This window comes from Actinoplanes sp. NPDC019969 (assembly GCF_055562375.1).
In genome coordinates this window covers 59,866-80,047 of the sequence record NZ_JBVHFK010000004.1, presented here as the reverse complement: position 1 = coordinate 80,047, position 20,182 = coordinate 59,866, and the positions used below count along the sequence as shown (strand labels likewise).

Below are 20,182 nucleotides of genomic sequence, written 5' to 3'. Positions count from 1 at the left end.
CGATCTGCGAGCCACAGACAGCCGCCGCCCGGAATCTTGTGCGCATCGCACCGGCCTCCCCACCCAAGATCGGCAAGGCCCGCGATCTTGGGTTCGGGGCACCGGCTTTCCGGAGTGGGGCGCACAAGTTCGGGCGTGATGCCGATCTTGTGCACCTCGATCCGGTGCTGCATCCACAAGATCAGGCGCGGGGCCTCAGCTCGACATCGGTGGTGTCGCGTGGCTGGGAACCCGGGGCGGTTACTGCCCGCGTCTCGGGCGGGCGAGGCTGGGCTCGGCGTATACGGACGGGCGGCTGCCTGTGCCCGCGGGGACCTGCGGTGGTTTCGGGGGTCTGCGGTGGCTGAGGCTTGCGGTGGTCTCGCCTGCTTGTGGGAGATCAGCTCTTCGCTTCGCGGACGTCCGTTCCGTGCTCGGCGAAGGCCTTGAAGTCCCGCATGTGCTGGAGCGACTGTTTGCGGAACGCGCCCGGCATCACCAGCGCCATCAGCCGCATCGGCAGGCTGCTGAACCGGTATTCGTTCTCGCTCTCCCAGAGCGTCGCCTCCGGGCCGGCCTCGGTCAGCCGCTCGCGCGCGGCGTTCCACATGCCCTTGGTGACGATCTCCCGCTCGTAGTGGACGACACTGTCTCCCGGGATGTCGTGCAGGTCCGCCGGTTCGAGGCGGGTGATGGTCTCGGTGGCCTCGATCCGCTGTTGTCCCATCTGCAGCACGACGCGCGACTGGGTGCCGGCCTGTCCGTGCATCCCGTTCAGCGGCACGTGCAGCACCAGGCCGCGCAGCCACATCGGCAGATGCGCCGGGTCGGCGAGCATCCGCACCACCCTCTCCCGGGGCAGCGCGATCTCGATCGACACGGTGTACTTCATGCGGGCCACTTTAGATGGCGATAGCGAAGTGGGCCGGGGGTGAAGAAACCGGTGAGGAAGGTGATGGTCTCGCGGCGTTCCGGGTCCTTGGTGGGCAGGGCCTGCAGCAGGCGGTCGTGGAGCGGGAGCCACGTGTCGGCGGGGACCGGCTCCAGCGACGTGATCAGATAGGCGGCCTCGCGCGACGACTCCCAGGTGTCGTCGAGGACCAGGTCGACGAGCAGCGGCAGGATGGGCGTGCAGTCGAAGGGGCGCAGCGCGTACAGCAGGGTTCCCCGGTTGCCACGGGTACGGTCCTGCCGGAGCAGGCCGGTGATGACGTCGACGATCTCGGGGACCCGCATGGCGGAGAGGGCGTACGCGACACCGTCGCGCAGACCTCCGTGGGAGGTGGTGGCCAGGATCTCCAGCATGGCGGGGACGGCGGCGTGCTCCTCCCGGTCGCCGAGTTCCAGGGCGGCTTCGCGGGCCGCTGCCGGGTCCGGGCCGGTGAGCCGGGCCAGTAGATCCTCCACCCGGAGAATCGTGACAGGTTCGAACGGCGTACAACCTTCGGACACCGAAGTCCGTCGGAAGGTTATGACGCGACGGATACCCATATGAGTGATCGATCGGACGCCGGGTACCTGGCGTATGTCAACGGGCGCCTGACCGCCTTGCGCCGGGTCGCCCACATGCTGTGCGGGAACCCCGACCAGGCCGACGACCTGGTGCAGGAGACCATCACCAAGTTGTACGCGCGCTGGCCGCGGGTCTCCCAGGCGGACAACGTCGACGCCTACGTGCACACGATGATCGTACGGGCGTTCCTGGACGAGAAACGCCGCGGCTGGTGGCGGGTGGGGCTGTTCGCGAGCACGCCGGAGCGGCAGGCGGGGGAGCGGCAGCCGGTCGAGGAGCAGACCGTGGTGCGGGCCGCGCTGAGCGAGGTGCCGGCCCGGCAGCGGGCGGTGCTGGTGCTCCGGTTCATGTGTGACCTGCCGATCGCCGAGGTCGCCGAGATCCTCGGCTGTTCGCCCGGGACGGTGAAGAGCCAGACGTCGCACGGCCTGAACCGGCTGCGCCAGATCCTCGGCGATCCCGAGGACGTTCCCGCTACCCCGAGCAGCAGTGGAGGCATCCGATGACCGACGAGGAGTACGGCGTCCGGCGGCTGCGGCCACTGGTGATCGAGCCGGGACCGGCCATCCGTATCGATGTCGCGGAGGCGATGCGGAAGGGGCGGCTCCGGCGGCGCAACCGGATCTGGGCGAGCGTCACCGGCGCGGCGGCCGTGACCGGTGCCGCCGCTGTGGGTGGCGCTCTCGCGCTGGCCGCGCCCGCCGCCGAACCGGACCCGGTCCTGCCGCCCGATCCGGCGCTGCCCGCCGCGTGCGCCGCTGTCCGGCTGCCGATGGGCGGGGCGACCCGGGCCGCGGTGACCGGCGGCGACCCGAGCGGCGCCTACCTGGTCGGCACCACCAACCCGGACTACGGCCAGGGGGCGAGGAAGGTGCTGGTCTGGCGCGACGGTGAACTCGTCGCCGACGTCGCCCAGCCCGGCAGCGACGCGACGATGTCCGACATCAACGCTTCCGGTGTGGCGGTCGGCACGACCGGAGAGATGCCTTTCCTTCCGTACGTGTATCGCGACGGCAAGGTGACCCGGATGAAGGGTGACGGCAGCGCACGGGTGATCAACGATGCCGGGGTGGTCGCCGGCGCGCGGGAGACCGGGAGTTTCCTGGGCCCGCTGCGGTGGGCGAGCCCGGACGCCGAACCGGAGGTGCTGAAGCTTCCGGACGGCGTGCGCGGTGGCAAGACCGTCGACCTCGCCGAGGACGGCACTGTCGTGGTCGCTCTGGATGACGCCGGCTACCGGTCGGTGGGGTACCTGTGGCTGCCGGACGGGACGCTCCGGCCGGTCGGAACCCCTGGCCAGGGCGGCGGGACCTGGTTCACGCCGGCCTATCTCCGGTCCGGCTGGCTCTACGGCACCGTCGAGACACCGTTGCCGCCGTCCCCGGGGCCCGGCCGCCCGTCCGGGCCATCGGGCGCGGCGCGGCCGCCGGTGTCGGCGGGGTACGAGGGCAGGGCACACCGCTATCACGTCGCCACCGGGACCTGGCAGATCCTGCCGGAGGGCATGGAGTACGACCTGCGTGGCGCCATGGGCCGGGAGGTCTTCATCGGCGGCCGGATCCTCACGTTGCCCGAACCGGCTGACAAGCGCCGCGACGAGGGTTTCGACGTCGCTTCCGTCAGCGACGACGGCCGGATCGCCGGCGGGCAGGGGATGAGCGAGATCGCGAATCCGGACCATCCGAACAGCCCGATCCTCTGGCGCTGCGAATAGCCGGAAAAGGAATGGCCGGACCCGTCTGGCACCGGGTCCGGCCATTCCTTCGGGGCTCGCGCTCACACCGGGGGAAAGCGTCAGGGGAAACGCTTCGGTGGAGCCGCGAAGCCGTTTTACTTGTAGGTGATGTTCGAGGTGGTGAACTTGCAGCTGGTTCCGTCGCCGCCGGTGCTGCCCTTGTAGCTCTTGATCTTCTTGGGCTCGGCGCCGGTCTTGTTGCCGGTGTAGGTGTCGCAGATCGACATCTTCTTGTTCTTGTCACCGGTGATGGTGATGCCGGAGAACGTGGCGGTGTCGCCGAAGTTGGCGTTGATCCCGACCAGGCTGGAGCCGGGGTAGACGGCGGTGACGTTCTTCAGCACGACCGAGCGCTTGTACTGGGTCTTGCAGTTGCCGCAGGAGCGGTAGAGCTTGCCGAAGTCGCTGACCTCGAAGTTGCTGACGGTCAGGGTGCCGCCGCCGTTGTGCTGGAACACCTTGTCGTCGGCGCCCTTGGCGCCGCCGCCGGTGACGGTGTACTTGGCGTTGTTGCCGCCCTTGAACGTGGCGGCGTCCTCGCCGACGTTCTCCCACCACACGTTGGAGATGGTGCAGGAGCCGAGGCAGTGCACGCCGTCGGCGGCGGGGGAGCCGATGATGACGTTCTTCAAGGTGGCGCCGTCGGCCAGGACGAACAGCGGGTCCTGGCCCTCGTCCTGTCCGCTGCCGCCGAGCGCGCCGCTGCCGATGTAGCGCTTGAGCTTGCCGTCGTGGACGCCGGAGATCGGCTTGCTGGCGGTGACCTTCTCGGTGCCGGTCGCCTTCGGCCAGGTGGCGGCGGAAGCGCCTTGCGTGTAGACGACCGCGCCGAGGCCCAGACCGAGCGCCGCGACCGCAACGATACCGGCACGCCACCGCTTACGCAGATTGTTGAACACGCTCGACCTTTCGTCGTGACCATTCATGTGAACGTGAACATGCTGGCCCCGTGAAGCAGTTCCTGTCAACTTCCTTAATTGGTTAATAAACCGGCTGATAAATGCGTACGAAAATGCATCTGGAAATGCTTTCAACCGGTAAGTGTGCGCCGCGGCCGGAAAGGTTGCCTGTAATTTTGTGCAACCTGACGGTCACGGAACGTCCATGTCGGCGTCGTCGGCAACGTCGCCCACCGGGACGACCCGGACCGGGTTGGCGCGCAGATAGTCCCGCGCCCCGCGATCACCGGTGGCGACCGCCGCGACCCCGGCCCAGTGGTCGCGGCCGAGCAGCACCGGATGCCCGCGCCGGTCGCCGTAACCGCCCATCGCGAGCGCGTCCGGCGCCGCGCCGGCCAGGATCCGGCGGACCGCCGCGGCCGTGACCCCCGGCATGTCCACCAGCAGGACCAGCGCCGCGGTCGCGTCGGTCCCCGCCAGATGGGCCAGGCCGGCCCGCAGCGACGAGCCCATCCCGGTCGCCCAGTCCGGGTTGACGATCGTCTCCGGCAGATCCGGCGCGGCGGCGCGGACCTCGGCGGCGGCGGCGCCGAGGACCGTCACCACCCGGGCGCAGCCGGCCGCCTGCAGCGTCGCGACCGCCCGCTGCACCAGCAGCCTGCCGTCCCGGACGACGAGCGCCTTCGGCATCCCGTAGCGCCGGCCCGCCCCGGCCGCCAGCACCAGCCCGGCGGCCGTCACCGCGGCAGCGCCAGTCCGCGGACGGCGGCCAGCGGCAGCGCGGTCCGCGGGTGGTACGCGGTGTGCCACAGGCCGCCGTGCGCGGCGCAGGCGGCCTCGTCCCGCCAGGCGGCCGCGGCGGCGGACCGCGGCTTGCGGATCTGGTGCACCAGCAGCAGGGCCATCAGCTTGCTGGCCGTCTCCGGCTCGAAGATCTCCACGTCGAACAGGTGCGCTCCGGCGTACGCGGCGGCCAGCAGCCGGTTGCTGGTCACCGACTTGGTCCGGGTCGGCGGCGCGACCGCGAAGCTGACCACCCCGTCCCGGCGGGTCAGCGTGGCCCGCCACCGGTGGATGCGCTTGGCCAGGGCGTAGTTCGGTCCCTGCTGCGGGACCAGGCTGTCGCTGATCCCGGGGATCTCGGCGCACGGGTAGTTCGGCCGCAGCAGCCGTCCGCCGGAGGCCGCGGCGCCGATCCGGGCGCGCCACGACCGGGCGGCGTACCGGCCCCGGGAGTGCGTGACGGCGGCCTCGGGAACGGCGTACACGTCGGTCGGGGTGGCCAGGAAGGCGAGCGCGGTGTCCGGCCGGTGGTGCCGCAGGTGGGTGCCGAGGGCGTCGACGGCGGCCGCCAGCAGGGGATAGGCGCCGCCGGGCGCGTAAACGTAGTTGCCGAGGATCAGCCGCCCGTCGAAGCCGAGCAGCCACTGCGCCACCGCGCCCAGATCCCTCAGCAGGTCGGCGCCGCCGGTCGGGGCGTACAGCCGCCCGGCGGTCACCGTGCCGCGCACCCGCTGCCACAGGTCGTCGCGGGGCAGGTCGAGGGCGAGGACCGTGCCGCCCCAGCCGAGGACCGCCGCGACCGGGCCCATCTCGGTGCCGGCGCCGGCTGCGATCAGCGTCTGGTCGCTCAGGTCCAGCCAGTCCGGCGAGCCGGCCACCTCCTTGACCGCCTCGGCGCACGACTCCTCGATCACCCCGGCGGCCACCCACGCGTCCAGCTGCCGGCTCAGCGCGTCGCCGCGCAGTTCCGTGCCCCGGTACGGCAGGACCACCTCGGTCTCCGGACGCTCCCGCCCGATCACCTCGGTCGTCTCCAGCGGCCGTTCCGGGGCCGCCATCAGCGCCTGGGCCAGGCTGAACTCCCCGTCGTCGCGCCGGAACCGGACCCGGGCCTGCACCGAGGCCAGGCCCTCCTCGGCGATCTCGTAACCGGCCGTCCCGTCCCCGGCCAGCCCGGTCTCCACCAGGGCGCGGAAGTGGCGCAGATAGTTGCGCCGCCAGTCGGTCTCGCGTTCGGCCCCGGCCGCGGCGGCCGGGTCGAGGTGGCGCAGCGCGTCGGCGACGACGGCGCGGCCGAACGCGGTGCTGCTGCGCCGTCCGGTCTCGTCGGCGGGGAAGTCGGTGATGCCCGGGGTGTGATCCACCGCGCCAGTATCACCGCCTCGTACCAGAGGAGGAGAGGGCCTCGTTCGACCGGCCGCGGGTGCGGCCGCCCGGCGGGCGATCCCGGCGCCGCCGTGATCGAGGGTGAATCCATGACTACTGTCGATTCGAGGGCCGAAGCGCGTACCCCGGTCCGCTGGCACCGCCCGCTGCTCTGGCTCACCGGCGGCGCCGTGGTGCTGGCCGTCGTCTCCGGGATCGGGCTCCTCGCCGACGACCGGATGCTGGTCGGCATGCCGATCTGGGCCAAGCCGTTCAAGTTCTCCGTGTCGTTCGTCGTCTACGGCTGGACGCTGGCCTGGCTGCTGGCGATGTTGCCGCGGCGCAGCCGGGCCGCCGAACGCGCCGGGGTCGTCATCGTCGGCGTCGCCGTCGTCGAGATGTCCATCATCGTGACCCAGGTGATCCGCGGCACGACCAGCCACTACAACGTGAGCAGCCCGCTGGACGAGACGCTCTGGAACATCATGGGGCCGGCGATCATGGTGCTGTTCTTCGCGCAGGCGGTGATCGCGGTGGCGGCGCTGCGGCAGCGGATCCCGGACCGGCCCGCCGCCTTCGCGATCCGGCTCGGGCTCGGGATCTCGCTGCTCGGCATGGCCCTGGCGTTCCTGATGACCTCGCAGCAGACCGCGGACGGCCTGATCGGGGCGCACTCGGTCGGGGTCGCGGACGGCGGGCCGAGCATGCCGCTCACCGGCTGGAGCACCACCGGCGGGGATCTGCGGATCAGCCACTTCGTCGGGTTGCACGCCCTGCAGGCGCTGCCGCTGCTGGCGTACGGGCTGGCGCGGTGGACAGGGTTGGCGGCGAAGGTGCGGGCACGTCTTGTGTTGATCTTCGGGAGCGCGTACGCCGTACTGGTGCTGCTTCTGACCTGGCAGGCGCTGCGTGCGCAACCGCTGCTGCAACCCGATGGGATCACCCTCGCCGCGCTCGCCGCGCTCGCGGCGGTGACCGCCGGCGCGGCCGGTGTGGCGGTCCGCAAGTGACCGGCTTCCTGTTCAGCCTCACGTTCCTGCTGGCCGCGCCGTTCTGGGCGCTGATGATCCTGCTGCTCACCATCCTGCTCGGGCCGCTCGGGCCGGCCGCCTACCTGGCGGTGCGCCCCCGGCGGCGCGACCCCCTAGGCTGACGGTCATGTGGGCGGGCCGCCTTTTCAACGCGCGGGAGACGCTGCCGCGCATGCTGCTGCTGATCCTCAGCGGCGTGGCCTACCTGGTCGTCATCTGCGGCACGCAGCGGCCGCCGTCCGGGCTCCAGTGGGCGCTCGCGGTCACCGCGTTCGCCACCGGGATCCTGCTGCACCGTCGGCAACCGATCAACCTGCTGCTCCAGACGGTGCTGTTCGCCGCCGCGATGATCTGGACCGACGACGCGACGATCAACCAGGTCGGCACCGCGTGGGCGCTCGGCGAGCTGGCCTTCTGGGCGCCCCGGCGGGCCTGGGTCGGCGCGGGGGCTGCTCTCGTCGCCACGGTCTACCTGACGATCGGGCTGCCCGGCTCGGACGTCAGCGTGGCCGAGAGCCTGGTCGGGCTGGTCACCAACCTGGGCCTGCCGATCCTGCTCGGCACGGTCGGCCGGACCACCCACGAGCTGGGCGTGCAGGCCGCCGCGCGGGCCGAGTCGGAGCAGCGGGCGGCCCGTGCCGACGAGCGCAGCGCCATCGCCCGGGAGCTGCACGACGTGGTCGCCCACCACGTCGCCTCGATCGTGCTGCGGATCGGGGTGGCCCGGCACGTGCTGCCGGATCTCGACGGGAAGGTCGCCGACGTCTTCGACGACGTGCACCGGACCGGTTCGGAGGCGCTCACCGATCTGCGGCGGCTGGTCGCGGTGCTGCGCGACCCCGACGGGGTACGCGGTGACGCCGCGCTGACCGCCATCGAGCCGTCCGCGCTCCCGTCCGCGCTGGCCGGCGCCGTGGAGACGGCCAGGCTGGCCGGGGTGAACGTGGAGGCGGAGATCGACCCGGCGGTCACCGGCCTGGACGCGGTGCGGGGCCTGGCCGTGCTGCGGCTCACCCAGGAGGCGCTGACCAACGTCGCCAAGCACGCCGGCCCGTCCGCCACCGCCCGGCTGCGGATCACCGTGACCGGCTCGGACCTGGACTGGGAGGTGGCCGACGACGGGGGCCACCCGCACGCCGGGCCGCGGGACGTGCCGGCCGGCGGCCATGGACTGACCGGCATGCGCGAACGCGTGGCGGTGCTCGGGGGCAGCCTCACCGCGGGGCCGTCCGGGAAGGGGTGGCGCGTGCGCACGGTGTTGCCGGCGTGATCCGTGTCCTGCTGGTCGACGATCAGCAACTGATCCGGGCCGGGCTGCGGATGCTCTGCGACGCGGCGGACGGCATGGAGGTGGTGGGGGAGGCGGGTGACGGGCGCGCGGCGATCGAGCTGGCGGCGCGGCTCGTACCCGATGTGATCGTGATGGATCTGCGGATGCCCGGGGTCGACGGGATCACCGCGACCAGCCGCATCGTCGCCGCCCGGCCGGCCGCCCGGGTGCTGGTGCTGACCACGTTCGGGGACGACGACCACCTGTACCCCGCGCTGCAGGCCGGCGCCTGCGGGTTCCTGCTCAAGGACGCGCCGCCGGACGAGTTGCTGACCGGGATCCGGCAGGTCGCGGCGGGGGAGAGCCCGTTCAGCCAGGACGTGCTGCGCCGGCTGGTGGCCCGCGCGGTGGGCGCCCGGCCGGAGCCGCGCGCCCGTGCCGACGGACTGACCGCGCGGGAGCGGGAGGTGCTGGACCTGGTGGCCGAGGGCCTGGGCAACGCCGAGATCGCCGAGCGCATGCACATCGGCGTGACCACGGTGAAGACCCACATCGCGGCGCTGATGACCAAGACCGGGAGCCCGAACCGGGTACGCCTGGCCCTGTTCGCTCACCGGGGCTGATCCCTCAACCGGCCCGCCCGGCGACCGATCACGCCTGGCATGCGTAACGGGATCCTCGGCTCCGTGCTCACCGCGACCGTCGCCGCCTCGGCCCTCGCGGCCCCGCTGCCGGCGCGGGCCGCCGAGCCGCAGGAGCGTTACATCGTCACGTGGAAGCACGAGGGTGTCTTCGCGTCACGGGCCGCCGCGACGGGCCGGTTCCTGCACGGGTTCCGCGGTTTCCCCGGGTTCGTCACCGAGATGACCGCCGCGCAGGCCCGCCGGGTCGCCGCCGACCCGCAGGTCCGGCACGTCGAACGGGACCGGCTCGTCTCCGTCGCGGGCCGGCAGGCGAACCCGCCGTGGGGCCTGGACCGGATCGACCAGCGGCCGGTCACGGCGTCGAAGAGCTTTCTGCCGCCGGCGGACGGGGACACCGTGCACGCGTACGTGATCGACACCGGGATCCGGACCCGTCATCAGCAGTTCGGCGGCCGGGCCGAGTCGGGCTACGACTTCGTCGACCGGGACGCGGACGCGAACGACTGCAACGGCCACGGCACCCACGTCGCGGGCACGATCGGCGGGTCCACCTTCGGTGTGGCGAAGAAGGTCCGCCTGGTCGGCGTACGGGTGCTGGACTGCCACGGCGAGGGGTACGTCTCGGACATCATCGACGGCATCGACTGGGTGACCGCGAACGCGGCCCGCCCGGCGGTGGCGAACATGAGCCTGGGCGGCGGCAACAGCCCGGCCCTGGACCGGGCGGTCGCGGACTCGATCGCGTCCGGCGTCACCTACGTGGTGGCGGCCGGCAACGAGAACGTCGACGCGAACCGGAGCAGCCCCGCCGACCTGCCGCAGGCGGTCACCGTGGCCGCCACCGACAGCCGGGACCGGCGTGCGGTGTTCTCCAACTTCGGGCGCGGCGTGGACCTGTTCGCGCCGGGCGTCGGCATCCGGTCCGCGACGGCGGCGGGCGACACCGCCACCGCCGTGTACAGCGGCACCTCGATGGCGGCTCCGCACGTGGCCGGGGCGGCGGCGCTGATCCTGGACGCCTACCCGGGGTACACCCCGGCGCAGGTGCAGGCGCGCCTGATCGCGGACGCGACCAAGGGCCGGGTCACCGGACGGGCCGGTTCGCCGGACCGGCTGCTGTTCGTGCCCGTGCCACCCAAGGCCCCGGCGATCGCCACCACCCGGACCGCGACGGCGCAGGTGGGACGCCCGTACGCGGCACGGCTCGCGCTCGCGTCCAGCCGCCGCGGCGGCTGGAAGATCGCCTCCGGCATGCTTCCGGCAGGTCTGTCTCTTTCGGCTTCAGGCGTCATTTCCGGTACGCCCACCACGCCCGGCACCCGTACGGTCACCGTCCGCTTCACCGACTACGTGCCCCAGTCGGTGACCCGGCAGGTGACGATCCCGGTGACCGCCTCGATCCCGGTGATCGACGCCGAGCTGCCCGGCCTGCACAGCGAGGAGGACTACGAACAGCAGCTGACCGTCGCCGACGGGCGGGACGGCTCGTGGTCGCTGGAGTCCGGCGCGCTGCCGGACGGCCTGACGCTCGAGGAGTCCGGCCTGCTGTGGGGCACCGGCGCCACCGCCGGGGAGTACGCCTTCACGGTGCGTTTCACCGACGCGTGGCGCCAGACGGCGACCCGCGCCTACACGGTGACCGTTCACCAGTCCTGAGGGGCGGCGTACTTCTGCGCGATCGCCACGGACTCCGGCAGGTCCGACTCCAGCACCGGCAGGCCCGGCCGGACCACGATCGCACCGAGCGTCCCCACCTCGATCACGTGCGGTGGCGGCGCGCCGGTGCGCCCGGCGATCGCCTCGCCGACCGCGACGGCCGGCGTCGAGGTCCGCGATCCGGACCGCGGGTTGCCGGACACCACCAGGATTCCGGTCATCGTCGATCCCGCCTTCCATCTGGTGGGAACCCTCCACACTGTGGAGGGTGGCGCGCCCGCTGCGACTTCGGCAATAGCCTAGTTAGCCGATAGGGAATTGTCGCCGCTGGGGATATGACGCCTGACACGCTCAGGCACTATGCCTATTTAGCAGATAGGAAATGTATCCTTGCGGGGCGCTCGCCCGCTCTCGGGCGGGCTCATCGTCGAAGGAGTAGCCATGTCCGCTCTCGCCGTCGCGCATCCTCACGCCACGTACCCCCGCCCGGTCCTGCTGCGGCCCGCGCCCGACCCGCCGCCGGAGCAGCGGGTGGATGACGACCAGGCGCCCGTCACCGTGACGATCAGCATCGCCGGTGGCGCCGGCGGCCGGGAGCGGGTGCTGGCCGCCCTCCGTGAGCTGGTCGACGCCGCCGGTGCCGCGGGCGCCGTGGAGGTGGGTGGCGACGACGCCGTCCGGCCGGAGGCCGCCGCCGGAATCCGTCTCGACCCCCGGGCCCGGACCGCGTTCCGCGACGGCCGGCTGCTCGAGCTCAGCCGCCTGGAATACGACCTCCTGCTCTTCCTGGCCCGGCACCCGCGACAGGTGTTCAGCCGGGCCCAGCTGCTCACCCATGTCTGGGGGCACCGGCACACCACCAACCGGACGGTCGACGTGCACGTCAGCCGCCTGCGGACCAAGCTGGACGACCCGGAGCTGATCACCACGGTGTACGGCCTGGGCTATCGGCTCGCCGACGACGCGCCCATCGTCGTCGTCGAGCGGTAAGAGGGCCGGTCGGGTGTGTCGATGTAGTGGCGGTGCCGGCCGGCGACGAGGGTCGCCGGCCGGCACGCGGTTCATCCCGAATGGGTTATAGGGCCACGGTATGACCCGGTTGTCTTGCCTGTTCACGGGCGGTTTGGACGCCGATCGGTGATCGTTCACACACCCTTGCCAAGAAATCGATCAATTTAAATACTGCGAGCACGCGGTACGCCGGACCGGCGTACCACCCCCATCCCCCGGGAGGAACCGTGCTCAACCCGATGCTTCGCCGACCGATCGTCGGCCTGGCGGCGGGCGTACTCGTCGCCAGTGGGCTGGCCGCCTCACCCGCCTCCGCCGCCCCCTCCGCCGACACGTCCCTCGCCGCCGCCACCCTCGCCACGACCCTCGACGCCCGGCTGGGCGCCAGGGACGCCGGTTCCTTCCTGGACTCCTCCGGCAAGCTCGTGGTCAACGTGACCGACGCGGCGACCGCCGCCGAGGTGACCCTGGCCGGAGCCAAGCCGCGGTACGTGGCCCGCAGCGGCGCCACCCTGGCCGCCGCCGACGAGAGCCTCAAGGTCAACCTCAAGACGCCGGGCACCGCCTTCGCCGTCGACCCGATCACGAACCAGGTCGTCGTCTCGGTGGACGAGAGCGTCACCGGCGCGAAACTGGCCGCCGTCAAGGCCACCGTCGCCAAGCTCGGCGACACCGCCCGGATGGAGACCGTCCCCGGCAAGCTCAGCCTCCGGATCTCCGGCGGCGACGCGATCTATTCGGGCGGCGGGCGTTGCTCGCTCGGCTTCAACGTCCGCAACAGCGCCGGCACCTCCTACTTCCTGACCGCCGGCCACTGCACCCGGGGCTCGTCGTCCTGGAACAACGGCTCGGTCACGCTCGGCACCACCGCCGGCTCCAGCTTCCCCGGCAACGACTACGGCATCGTCCGCTACACCAACACGACGATCGTCAAGACCGGCGGCGTCGGCACCACGGTCGACATCGCCTCGGCGGCCACCCCGGCCGTGGGTGCGACCGTCTACCGGCGCGGCTCCACCACGGGCACCCGCTCCGGCCGGGTCACCGCGCTCAACAGCACGGTGAACTACGCCGAGGGCTCGGTCTCCGGCCTGATCCGCACCACCGTCTGCGCCCAGCCGGGCGACAGCGGCGGCTCGCTCTACTCCGGCACCACCGCGCACGGCCTGACCTCGGGCGGTAGCGGCAACTGCACCAGCGGCGGCACGACGTACTTCCAGCCCGTCGTCGAGGCCCTGAACGCGTACGGCGTCTCGGTCTACTGACAGATCACGCGTGTTGACTTCGGGCGCTATGCGCGCCCGAAGTCAACACGCCAGATTTTTCGTGCCGTGTATCAGAATCGATGAATGACCACAGTCGACAACAGCCGCAAGGTCCACCGCGGTGAGCGGTCGCCCGGCTGTCCGGTCCGGATCGGCCCCGACGGCGTCTGGGAGATCCAGGACTACCCGACCGCCCGGCAGTTCCTGCGGCACACCGACACCCGGCAGGCCGGGCTCGGCATCGAGAACGCGTTGCGTCACCAGGGCCGGATGCGGCTGCCGATGCTCTACCGGGACGGGCCGGAGCACCGCGAGCAGCGACGGCAGACCGCCCGGTTCTTCACCCCGAAACGGGTCGAGAGCGCGTACGGCGACCTCATGCACCGTCTCGCCGCCGAACAGTGCGAGGCGCTGCGGCGGCGCGGCGCGGCCGACCTCTCCGCGCTCTCCTTCCAGCTCGCCGTCGCGGTCGCCGCCGAGGTGGTCGGCCTCACCGAGAGCCCGCCCGGGATGCCCCGCCGGCTCGACCGGTTCTTCCGCATCCCCGACCCGCGGGCCCGTGGGCTGTCCGCGCTCCGGGAGAAGGTCTTCAACAACGGCGTGCTGCTGTCGTTCCTCTGGCGCGACGTGCGCCCGGCCGTCGCCGCCCGCCGGAGGAACCGGCGCGACGACCTGATCTCGCACCTGCTCGACGAGGGCTGCACCACCGCCGAGATCCTCGGCGAGTGCGTCACGTTCGCAGCCGCCGGCATGGTCACCACCCGCGAGTTCATCACCGTCGCCGCGTGGCACCTGCTCAGCGACGAGACGCTGCGGACCCGGTACGAGACCGGCGACCAGAGCGAGCGGGTCGCCATCCTGCACGAGATCCTGCGCCTGGAGCCGGTCGTCGGCGACCTGCTCCGCTGGACCACCGCCGACGTGCCGCTCGGCGACGTGACGATCCCGGCCGGGGCGCGCGTCGACATCGCGGTGGCGGCGGCCAACCTGGACCCCGGGGAAGCCGGCGAGCAGCCCGGCGCGGTCTGCCCGGGCCGCACGGTCGGCGCCGGCCTCTCGTTCGGCGACGGCGCGCACAAGTGCCCCGGCGCCTACGTCGCGATCCAGGAGACCGACATCTTCCTCAGCAGGCTCTTCGCCATGCCGGGCCTGCGGATGATCCAGCATCCGACCGTGACGATCCGGCCGGACATCGCCTCGTACGAGATCAAGGGGTTGATCCTCGCCGTCTGACCTCAATCCTGCTCGTGGGTGCGCTCCTCGCCACGGCGGCGCAGCATCTTCAGACCGGGCAGGCCGGCGATCGCCAGGTGCAGGTCCTCGGTGACCGACAGAAGCTTGTGCAGGTCGGGGCCGACCTGATCGAGCTTGCCGAGCAGCGGCATCACGTCGTGGACCAGATGCCGCTGCAGGGCCGGCAGCTCGTCGATCATCCGGATCGCGGCGGTCACCTCGTCCGGCGTGAGCTCGGCGACGAACCGGGCGGCCAGCGGGGCGGCCTGGCGCAGGGTGGGGGAGTAGTCGCCGACCATGGTCTCCACGTCTCCGGCGACCGTTTTCGCCCGGGCCGTGATCGTGGTCACCTCGCCCACCGCGGTGGCCGCGTCGCCGACCACCATGCCGGCCGCCTCCGCGGTGATCGAGACCCGGCGGACCAGGTCGCCGGCGGCGGTCGCGATGGCGGCGGTCTCCTGCACGGCGAGGGCCGCGGCACTGGCCACGGCCCGGGTCTCGGCCGCCGCGGACTCGGCGGCGGCAGCCACCGCGGAGATCCGTTTCACCAGCTCCTCGGCCTGCGCGGCGACCACGGTCACCCGGCTCACCAGCAGCTCGGTCTGGCCGATCAGGCCGACCGCGCGCACCGGAATGGTCACCGCGGTGGCGGCTGTCTCGATCACCCGGCCCAGAGCGGAGGTGGTCAAACGGATGGCGCCGGACACGAGAGAGGACATGTCCCCATTGTGCGCCCGGAACGCATCTCCCACCTGGTCACGGAAAGTGCGGGTAGGAGAGCTGAGCGTCGAAAGTCCGGAATACACAGCATTCCGATGGCCCGATCCGGCTCCCGGCACGGCAGTATGCATGCGTGCGACGTACCCGAAATCTGATCCTCGTGGTGGCTGCGGTCGGCATCCTGGGCGGATCGGTCCTGGTGGCGAAGGGCATGCTGGGCGGCTCCTCCGGCAGCGCCGGCGGCGGCACGCTGGCCGGCTCCTTTCAGGACGTCCCGGCCTCGGCGCCGTCCCCGACCGGTCCCTCCCCGGCGGAGCTGGCGGCCCTCGAACGGGCCAAGCGGGCCAAGGCCCTCGACGCGGCGCTGGCGAAGTACGCGACCGGCAAGCCGGAGTTCTCGGTCGCCGTCTACGACCGCAAGACCGGGCAGACGTACGCCTACCGCGGCGCCGAGAAGTACGAGACGGCCAGCGTCGTCAAGGTGCAGGTGCTCGCCTGCCTGCTGCTCACCGCCCAGGACGCCGGCCGCAAGCTGACCACGAACGAGAAGTCGCTGGCCGACAAGATGATCCGGTACAGCGACAACGCCGCCACCACCGCGCTGTACGGCAAGGTCGGCCGGATCACCGGGCTGACCGCCTGCAACAAGCGGCTCGGCCTCACCCAGACGAAGGTCAGCAGCTCCTGGGGCCTCACCCGGACCACGGTGGTGGACCAGGTGAAGCTGCTCACCCAGCTGGTCTCCGATCGCAGCGGGCTGACCCCGGCCTCCCGGGCGTACGCCCACCAGCTGATGAGCACCGTCGCCCCGGACCAGGACTGGGGAGTCACCGCGGCGGCCCGCGACGGCGAGGACGCCACCGTCAAGAACGGCTGGCTGCAGCGCTCCACCGAGAACAACCTGTGGATCATCAACTCGGTCGGCCGGATCACCGGCGCCGGCGCCGACGTCTCGATCGCCGTGCTGACCCACACCAACAAGACCATGGACGGCGGCATCGGGCACGTGGAGAAGGTCGCGAGCCTCACCCGGACGCATCTGAGGTATTGACCTCGCGGCGCCGGCCCCACCAGGCCAGCACCCGGTTCAGCAGCAGGATCGCGATCAGGGCGGCGAGCACGCCCTGCCACGGCTCGGCGAACAGCGACCCGCCGGCCACCCCGATCGCCGCGTAGACCGCCGACCACAGGGCACAGGCCGGCAGGTTGGCGACCACGAACGTGCGCCACGGAACCCCGGCGAACGCGGCGGCCAGCAGCACCGGGATCCGGCCGCCCGGGATCAGCCGGGACACCAGCAGCACCTGCACCTGGTTCGTGGTGATCCGGGCCTTCACGGCGGTGAGCCGGTCCTCGTTGCCCAGCCAGCGCAGGCGGCGGGCCAGCTGCTCACCGCCGAACCGGCACATCGCGTACATCACCAGGTCACCGGCGTAGGCGCCGGCCGCGCCGGCCAGCACCACCAGCCCGACCGTGAACGACTGCTGATGGAACGCCAGCGCCGCGGCCCCGCTGACCGCCGCCCCGGTCGGCACGACCGGCACGACCGCCCCGAACGCCACCACCAGGAACAGCCAGCCCAGACCGGACAGCGCGTCGATCACGCGGCCGGCTCGATGCCGAGGGTCTCACCGTGCGCCAGCACCCGGACCCGGCTGCCCGGGGCGGCCTCCGCGGCGAAACCGGCGAACCGCTCGCCCGGCTCGTCGAACATGTGCCGCCGCACCCGGCCCATCCCGATCGGCCACAACGTGCCGTAGTGCACCGGCACCGCCCAGGACGCCTCGACGCGGCGCAGCGCCTCCGCGCCGTCCCTGGCGTCCAGGTGGCCGTGCGCGCCCAGGGTCGGGCCCCAGCCGCCGACCGGGATCAGCGCCAGATCCAGCGGGCCGAACGAGGACATCTCGTCGAACAGGCCGGTGTCGCCCGCGTACCACGTCCGGGTGGCGCCCTCCACCACGAACCCGACGGCTGCCGCCCGCTCCCGGGACCACGGGCCGCGGTTGCCGTCGTGGCGGGCGGGCACCGCGCGTACCCGGAGCTTCCCGATCGTGGCCTCCTCGCCCGCCGCGAGCTCGACGCATCGCCCGGCCACCCGCCTGCCCAGGGCTTTCACGGCGAAGGCCGCCGCTCCGCGCGGCAGGATCAACAGCGGTTCCCCGGGTACGGCGCGCAGCGACGCCACGTGGAAATGGTCGGCGTGCAGGTGCGACAGGAGGATCGCGTCCGGCGGGCCCGGCAGCCGGGGCGGGGGACCGGCCATCCGCCGCAGGTGGGCCAGGCGGCCGGTGAGAACCGGATCGGTCAGCAGGGTCACGCCGGAGTCGGCGATCCACACCGTGCTGTGCCCCCACCAGGTCACCGAGGTAACGCTCACCGCCCCACGTTACCCAGATCCCCCGTGTTGATCTCGGCCGTCCGGCGCGCCGTAACTCCACACGCTCGAGAGTGTGTTGTTTTCGGCCGTCACGCGCGCCGCAACTCCACACGCTCAGCGGGACAGGCGGCGCACGGCCAGGCCGCAGGCGCGGGCGAAGGCGTGCTGGAACCCCACCGCGGCCGGCCCGGCCACCCGCATCAGCGTCCCGGCCGGGCGGGAGAACGCGGTGACCGTGAACCACACCGTGTCGTGCGCGTCACGTTCCACCACGAACGCCTCCTCGCCGCTGGCGGGATGGCCGGGCCGGGTGCCGTACGCGAATCCGATCCGATCCCCCTCCTCGATCGTCCAGACCACCTCGCAGGGGGCGCGCAGCGGCCCGAGCCCGATGGTGAGCAGCACGCCCGGCGCCGCCCGCCCGGCGTCGGCGGTGATCCGGGCGCCGATGGCCCGGTGCATCCGGAAGCCGAGGATCGCCGCGCCGGCCCGGGCCAGCACGTCCTCCCCGGCGCCGATCGCGGTGCGGTGGCGCAGGTGCCGGTATCCGGTCGGCAGGCGGCCGGTCCGGGTCGCCCCGACCTGGGGGTAGGTCACTTCGGTCACCCGTGCAGTGTGCCTTCATGCTCAGGTGACCGTTGCCGAGTCGCCCCCGTGACATGACTCCGGCACACTGAGCGGCGTGACTGGACCTCGCTCCGCCGTCGTGGTGAACCCCACCAAAGTGGCCGATATCGATCACCTTCGGCGCACCGTGCACGAGGGACTGCGCCGGGCCGGCTGGCCGGAACCGCGCTGGTACGAGACCACCCCGGAGGACCCCGGCCGTGGTCAGGCCCGCCGTGCCGTCGCCGACGGCGCCGAACTCGTCTTCGCCTGTGGCGGCGACGGCACCGTGACCGCCGTCGTCACCGCTCTGGCCGGCAGCGACGTGGCCCTGGCCGTCCTCCCGGCCGGCACCGGCAACCTGCTCGCCGCGAACCTGGGCCTCGGCGGCGACCCGGCCACCGGGCTGGAGGTGGCCCTGGAGGGCGGCCGGCGGCGCATCGACGTCGGGGTGCTCGGCGACCGGTGCTTCGTGGTGATGGCCGGGATGGGTTTCGACGCGCAGATGCTCGAGGACACCTCGGAGAAGGCGAAGAAGCGGATCGGCTGGCTGGCGTACGTCGGCGGCGCCGCCCAGCACCTGCTGGACCGCCCGATGCGGGTCCGGATCCGGCTGGACGGCGGCCCGCCGATGCCGCGCCGGCCGAAAGCCGTGATCGTCGGCAACGTGGGCCGGCTCCAGGGCGGGGTGCGGCTGCTCAGCAAGGCCCAGCCCGACGACGGCAAGGTCGACGTGGCGATCCTCAGCCCCGGCAATCTGGCCCACTGGGCGGCGCTGGCCTGGGCCGTGGTCAGTCGCCGGGAGCGGGTGCCGCTGATGGAGACGTACACCGCACAGCGGGTTGAGATCTACAGCAACCGGGCACAGGCCCGCCAGCTCGACGGTGATCTGATCGCGCCGGGCAAGGTCATGAAGATCCAGGTGCGGCCGAAGGCGCTGCTGCTCTGTGTGCCCCAGCCGGACGCCGACCCGGATCTGGCGTACGACGCCTCCCAGGCCGCCCGCCGGGCCGAGCCGGTCCGGGAAGCCGTGGCGGAGGAGAAGGCTTGAGCAGCACCGAACCGGTTCCCGAGACGCGGATGATGCCGGGGGACAAGCTCTCGGCCGACGACGCGTTCCTCGCGCTGCGCCACTACGGGCGCTGGCCGCTGCTGCACGACGCGTTCGTCCGGTTCCGGTACGGCGACGGCTTCAGCCACGCCCGGGCGTTCGGTTTCCAGCTCTGCCTCGCCATCGTGCCGTTCCTGATCGCCCTCTCCGGCCTGGCCACCGACCTCGGCGTGCAGGACGGCGGCCGGATCGTCGCGGACACCGTCGTCGGGCTCACCCCCGGCGACAGCAAACAGATGGTCGAGCAGCTGCTGATCGACGACGACCGGACCGAGGAGGCGGGCGAACTGGCCCTGACCCTCGGCATGATCACCGGACTGTTCGCGCTGACCAGCGCGATGGCCCAGATCGAGCGCGGGGCCAACCGGATCTACGGGGTGGAACGCGACCGGCCGGCCCTGCGCAAGTACCTCCGGGCGGCGATCCTGGCGCTGGTCGCCGGGTTGCCCGCGCTGTTCGGGTTCCTGCTGCTGGTGGCCGGGCGGGTGACCGGCGACTCGGCGCAACGCAACCTGGAGCTGTCCCACGGCGTGCGCGTGACCTGGGACGTGATCCGCTGGCCGCTGAGCCTGCTGCTGATCGTCTTCGCGGTCAGCCTGCTCTTCCGGCACTCGGTACGCCGCAACCAGCCCGCCCTCTCCTGGCTGCTCTTCGGCGCGGTGGTGTCGACGGTGCTGTGGTGGCTGGCGAGCCTGCTGCTGGCCGGGTACATCCGGTTCAGTGACGGGTTCGGCGCCACGTACGGCCCGCTGACGGCGATCATGGCCCTGCTGATCTGGGCCAACCTGACCGGGATCGCGCTCTTCCTCGGCCTCGCCTTCGCCGCCCAGCTGGAGGCCCGCCGGGTGGGCGTGCAGCGGCCCGCCCTGGAGGACCGCTGGGAGCCGGACGCGGAGGAGCCGGTCGCCGAGTTCCCGCAGATTCCCGCCCCTCGCGAACCCGGTGTATCGGCGGAGTCGTCCGGGTAAGAACGCGGCACCCCCG

The 20,182-nt window shown here is 72.3% G+C and carries 23 protein-coding genes; 13 read left to right on the top strand and 10 right to left on the bottom strand.

The genetic code is table 11. From position 1 onward, the window contains the following. Positions 1-379: 379 nt before the first annotated feature. Positions 380-871 carry an SRPBCC family protein gene (locus ACZ3II_RS13855; RefSeq protein WP_465517989.1) on the bottom strand — a complete coding sequence of 164 codons (492 nt, stop codon included), beginning with the start codon at positions 869-871 and terminating at the stop codon, positions 380-382. Next, positions 868-1,386: a HEAT repeat domain-containing protein gene (locus ACZ3II_RS13850; RefSeq protein WP_465517988.1), complete on the bottom strand. Its 519-nt coding sequence runs from the start codon at positions 1,384-1,386 to the stop codon at positions 868-870. Before ACZ3II_RS13850 ends, ACZ3II_RS13855 begins: the two co-directional genes overlap by 4 nt. An 84-nt stretch (positions 1,387-1,470) precedes the next feature. Here ACZ3II_RS13850 and ACZ3II_RS13845 point away from each other — a divergent pair, with 84 nt between their 5' ends. After that, complete coding sequence (locus tag ACZ3II_RS13845; protein ID WP_465517987.1) at positions 1,471-1,998, top strand: SigE family RNA polymerase sigma factor; 528 nt, start codon at positions 1,471-1,473, stop codon at positions 1,996-1,998. Continuing rightward, positions 1,995-3,206 (top strand): hypothetical protein, encoded by a 1,212-nt coding sequence (locus tag ACZ3II_RS13840; protein ID WP_465517986.1) that lies wholly within the window; start codon positions 1,995-1,997, stop codon positions 3,204-3,206. Before ACZ3II_RS13845 ends, ACZ3II_RS13840 begins: the two co-directional genes overlap by 4 nt. A 116-nt stretch (positions 3,207-3,322) precedes the next feature. Here ACZ3II_RS13840 and ACZ3II_RS13835 read toward each other — a convergent pair whose 3' ends face one another. The 3 genes from ACZ3II_RS13835 to ACZ3II_RS13825 all read right to left on the bottom strand — a co-directional run bounded on the left by ACZ3II_RS13835 (position 3,323) and on the right by ACZ3II_RS13825 (position 6,273). Beyond that, positions 3,323-4,126, bottom strand: a complete 804-nt coding sequence (locus ACZ3II_RS13835) for a pectate lyase (protein ID WP_465517985.1) — start codon at positions 4,124-4,126, stop codon at positions 3,323-3,325. A gap of 192 nt (positions 4,127-4,318) precedes the next feature. After that, positions 4,319-4,867 (bottom strand): nucleotidyltransferase family protein, encoded by a 549-nt coding sequence (locus tag ACZ3II_RS13830; protein WP_465517984.1) that lies wholly within the window; start codon positions 4,865-4,867, stop codon positions 4,319-4,321. Further along, on the bottom strand, positions 4,864-6,273 hold the full coding sequence (locus ACZ3II_RS13825) for a hypothetical protein (protein WP_465517983.1): 1,410 nt from the start codon (positions 6,271-6,273) through the stop codon (positions 4,864-4,866). Before ACZ3II_RS13825 ends, ACZ3II_RS13830 begins: the two co-directional genes overlap by 4 nt. 111 nt (positions 6,274-6,384) lie before the next feature. Between ACZ3II_RS13825 and ACZ3II_RS13820 the strand changes: the two genes are divergently transcribed. Genes ACZ3II_RS13820 through ACZ3II_RS13800 form a run of 5 tightly spaced genes read left to right on the top strand, consistent with a single transcriptional unit; the run spans position 6,385 to position 10,875 of the window. Further along, positions 6,385-7,284, top strand: coding sequence for a hypothetical protein (locus tag ACZ3II_RS13820; protein WP_465517982.1), 900 nt, complete (start codon positions 6,385-6,387; stop codon positions 7,282-7,284). After that, positions 7,281-7,427, top strand: a complete 147-nt coding sequence (locus ACZ3II_RS13815; protein ID WP_465517981.1) for a hypothetical protein — start codon at positions 7,281-7,283, stop codon at positions 7,425-7,427. The genes ACZ3II_RS13820 and ACZ3II_RS13815 overlap by 4 nt, the downstream gene beginning before the upstream one ends. A 5-nt stretch (positions 7,428-7,432) precedes the next feature. After that, on the top strand, positions 7,433-8,575 hold the full coding sequence (locus ACZ3II_RS13810; protein ID WP_465517980.1) for a sensor histidine kinase: 1,143 nt from the start codon (positions 7,433-7,435) through the stop codon (positions 8,573-8,575). Further along, positions 8,572-9,198 carry a response regulator gene (locus ACZ3II_RS13805; protein ID WP_465517979.1) on the top strand — a complete coding sequence of 209 codons (627 nt, stop codon included), beginning with the start codon at positions 8,572-8,574 and terminating at the stop codon, positions 9,196-9,198. The genes ACZ3II_RS13810 and ACZ3II_RS13805 overlap by 4 nt, the downstream gene beginning before the upstream one ends. 39 nt (positions 9,199-9,237) lie before the next feature. After that, positions 9,238-10,875 (top strand): S8 family serine peptidase, encoded by a 1,638-nt coding sequence (locus ACZ3II_RS13800; protein ID WP_465517978.1) that lies wholly within the window; start codon positions 9,238-9,240, stop codon positions 10,873-10,875. Here ACZ3II_RS13800 and ACZ3II_RS13795 read toward each other — a convergent pair. Further along, entirely contained in the window at positions 10,863-11,096 is a 234-nt protein-coding gene (locus tag ACZ3II_RS13795) for a hypothetical protein (protein WP_465517977.1), read from the bottom strand. The genes ACZ3II_RS13800 and ACZ3II_RS13795 overlap by 13 nt on opposite strands. Before the next feature lie 220 nt (positions 11,097-11,316). Here ACZ3II_RS13795 and ACZ3II_RS13790 point away from each other — a divergent pair, with 220 nt between their 5' ends. The 3 genes from ACZ3II_RS13790 (at position 11,317) to ACZ3II_RS13780 (ending at position 14,384) form a co-directional block, all read left to right on the top strand. Then, positions 11,317-11,865, top strand: a complete 549-nt coding sequence (locus tag ACZ3II_RS13790; RefSeq protein WP_465517976.1) for a winged helix-turn-helix domain-containing protein — start codon at positions 11,317-11,319, stop codon at positions 11,863-11,865. A gap of 260 nt (positions 11,866-12,125) precedes the next feature. Further along, positions 12,126-13,151 (top strand): S1 family peptidase, encoded by a 1,026-nt coding sequence (locus tag ACZ3II_RS13785; protein ID WP_465517975.1) that lies wholly within the window; start codon positions 12,126-12,128, stop codon positions 13,149-13,151. Between the two features lie 84 nt (positions 13,152-13,235). Continuing rightward, entirely contained in the window at positions 13,236-14,384 is a 1,149-nt protein-coding gene (locus ACZ3II_RS13780; protein WP_465517974.1) for a cytochrome P450, read from the top strand. Between the two features lie 2 nt (positions 14,385-14,386). Here ACZ3II_RS13780 and ACZ3II_RS13775 read toward each other — a convergent pair whose 3' ends face one another. Continuing rightward, positions 14,387-15,103 carry a hypothetical protein gene (locus ACZ3II_RS13775; RefSeq protein ID WP_465517973.1) on the bottom strand — a complete coding sequence of 239 codons (717 nt, stop codon included), beginning with the start codon at positions 15,101-15,103 and terminating at the stop codon, positions 14,387-14,389. Positions 15,104-15,237: 134 nt separating this feature from the next. Here ACZ3II_RS13775 and ACZ3II_RS13770 point away from each other — a divergent pair, with 134 nt between their 5' ends. After that, a complete protein-coding gene (locus ACZ3II_RS13770) occupies positions 15,238-16,155 on the top strand; it encodes a serine hydrolase (RefSeq protein WP_465517972.1) in 918 nt (305 codons plus the stop codon). On the opposite strand, the gene ACZ3II_RS13765 is transcribed toward ACZ3II_RS13770, so the two are convergent. From ACZ3II_RS13765 to ACZ3II_RS13755, 3 genes are all read right to left on the bottom strand, one after another. After that, the gene (locus tag ACZ3II_RS13765; RefSeq protein WP_465517971.1) at positions 16,130-16,708 is read right to left on the bottom strand and encodes a DedA family protein; all 579 of its coding nucleotides are present in this window, start codon (positions 16,706-16,708) and stop codon (positions 16,130-16,132) included. The two genes, ACZ3II_RS13770 and ACZ3II_RS13765, sit on opposite strands and share 26 nt — an antisense overlap. Then, positions 16,705-17,481, bottom strand: coding sequence for an MBL fold metallo-hydrolase (locus tag ACZ3II_RS13760; protein ID WP_465517970.1), 777 nt, complete (start codon positions 17,479-17,481; stop codon positions 16,705-16,707). Before ACZ3II_RS13760 ends, ACZ3II_RS13765 begins: the two co-directional genes overlap by 4 nt. A 114-nt stretch (positions 17,482-17,595) precedes the next feature. Continuing rightward, positions 17,596-18,087: a DUF1990 family protein gene (locus ACZ3II_RS13755; RefSeq protein WP_465517969.1), complete on the bottom strand. Its 492-nt coding sequence runs from the start codon at positions 18,085-18,087 to the stop codon at positions 17,596-17,598. Between the two features lie 76 nt (positions 18,088-18,163). Here ACZ3II_RS13755 and ACZ3II_RS13750 point away from each other — a divergent pair, with 76 nt between their 5' ends. After that, positions 18,164-19,138, top strand: a complete 975-nt coding sequence (locus tag ACZ3II_RS13750; RefSeq protein WP_465517968.1) for a diacylglycerol/lipid kinase family protein — start codon at positions 18,164-18,166, stop codon at positions 19,136-19,138. After that, a complete protein-coding gene (locus ACZ3II_RS13745; RefSeq protein ID WP_465517967.1) occupies positions 19,135-20,166 on the top strand; it encodes a YihY/virulence factor BrkB family protein in 1,032 nt (343 codons plus the stop codon). Before ACZ3II_RS13750 ends, ACZ3II_RS13745 begins: the two co-directional genes overlap by 4 nt. Positions 20,167-20,182: the final 16 nt, after the last annotated feature.

Bases quoted from the DNA above. Each gene is read 5' to 3' on its own strand.
- ACZ3II_RS13810 (WP_465517980.1), top strand. From the start codon at position 7,433: ATGTGGGCGGGCCGCCTTTTCAACGCGCGGGAGACGCTGCCGCGCATG.
- ACZ3II_RS13785 (WP_465517975.1), top strand. From the start codon at position 12,126: ATGCTTCGCCGACCGATCGTCGGCCTGGCGGCGGGCGTACTCGTCGCC.
- ACZ3II_RS13795 (WP_465517977.1), bottom strand. From the start codon at position 11,096: ATGACCGGAATCCTGGTGGTGTCCGGCAACCCGCGGTCCGGATCGCGG.
- ACZ3II_RS13790 (WP_465517976.1), top strand. From the start codon at position 11,317: ATGTCCGCTCTCGCCGTCGCGCATCCTCACGCCACGTACCCCCGCCCG.
- ACZ3II_RS13780 (WP_465517974.1), top strand. From the start codon at position 13,236: ATGACCACAGTCGACAACAGCCGCAAGGTCCACCGCGGTGAGCGGTCG.
- ACZ3II_RS13845 (WP_465517987.1), top strand. From the start codon at position 1,471: ATGAGTGATCGATCGGACGCCGGGTACCTGGCGTATGTCAACGGGCGC.
- ACZ3II_RS13820 (WP_465517982.1), top strand. From the start codon at position 6,385: ATGACTACTGTCGATTCGAGGGCCGAAGCGCGTACCCCGGTCCGCTGG.
- ACZ3II_RS13775 (WP_465517973.1), bottom strand. From the start codon at position 15,103: ATGTCCTCTCTCGTGTCCGGCGCCATCCGTTTGACCACCTCCGCTCTG.
- ACZ3II_RS13855 (WP_465517989.1), bottom strand. From the start codon at position 871: ATGAAGTACACCGTGTCGATCGAGATCGCGCTGCCCCGGGAGAGGGTG.
- ACZ3II_RS13840 (WP_465517986.1), top strand. From the start codon at position 1,995: ATGACCGACGAGGAGTACGGCGTCCGGCGGCTGCGGCCACTGGTGATC.
- ACZ3II_RS13800 (WP_465517978.1), top strand. From the start codon at position 9,238: ATGCGTAACGGGATCCTCGGCTCCGTGCTCACCGCGACCGTCGCCGCC.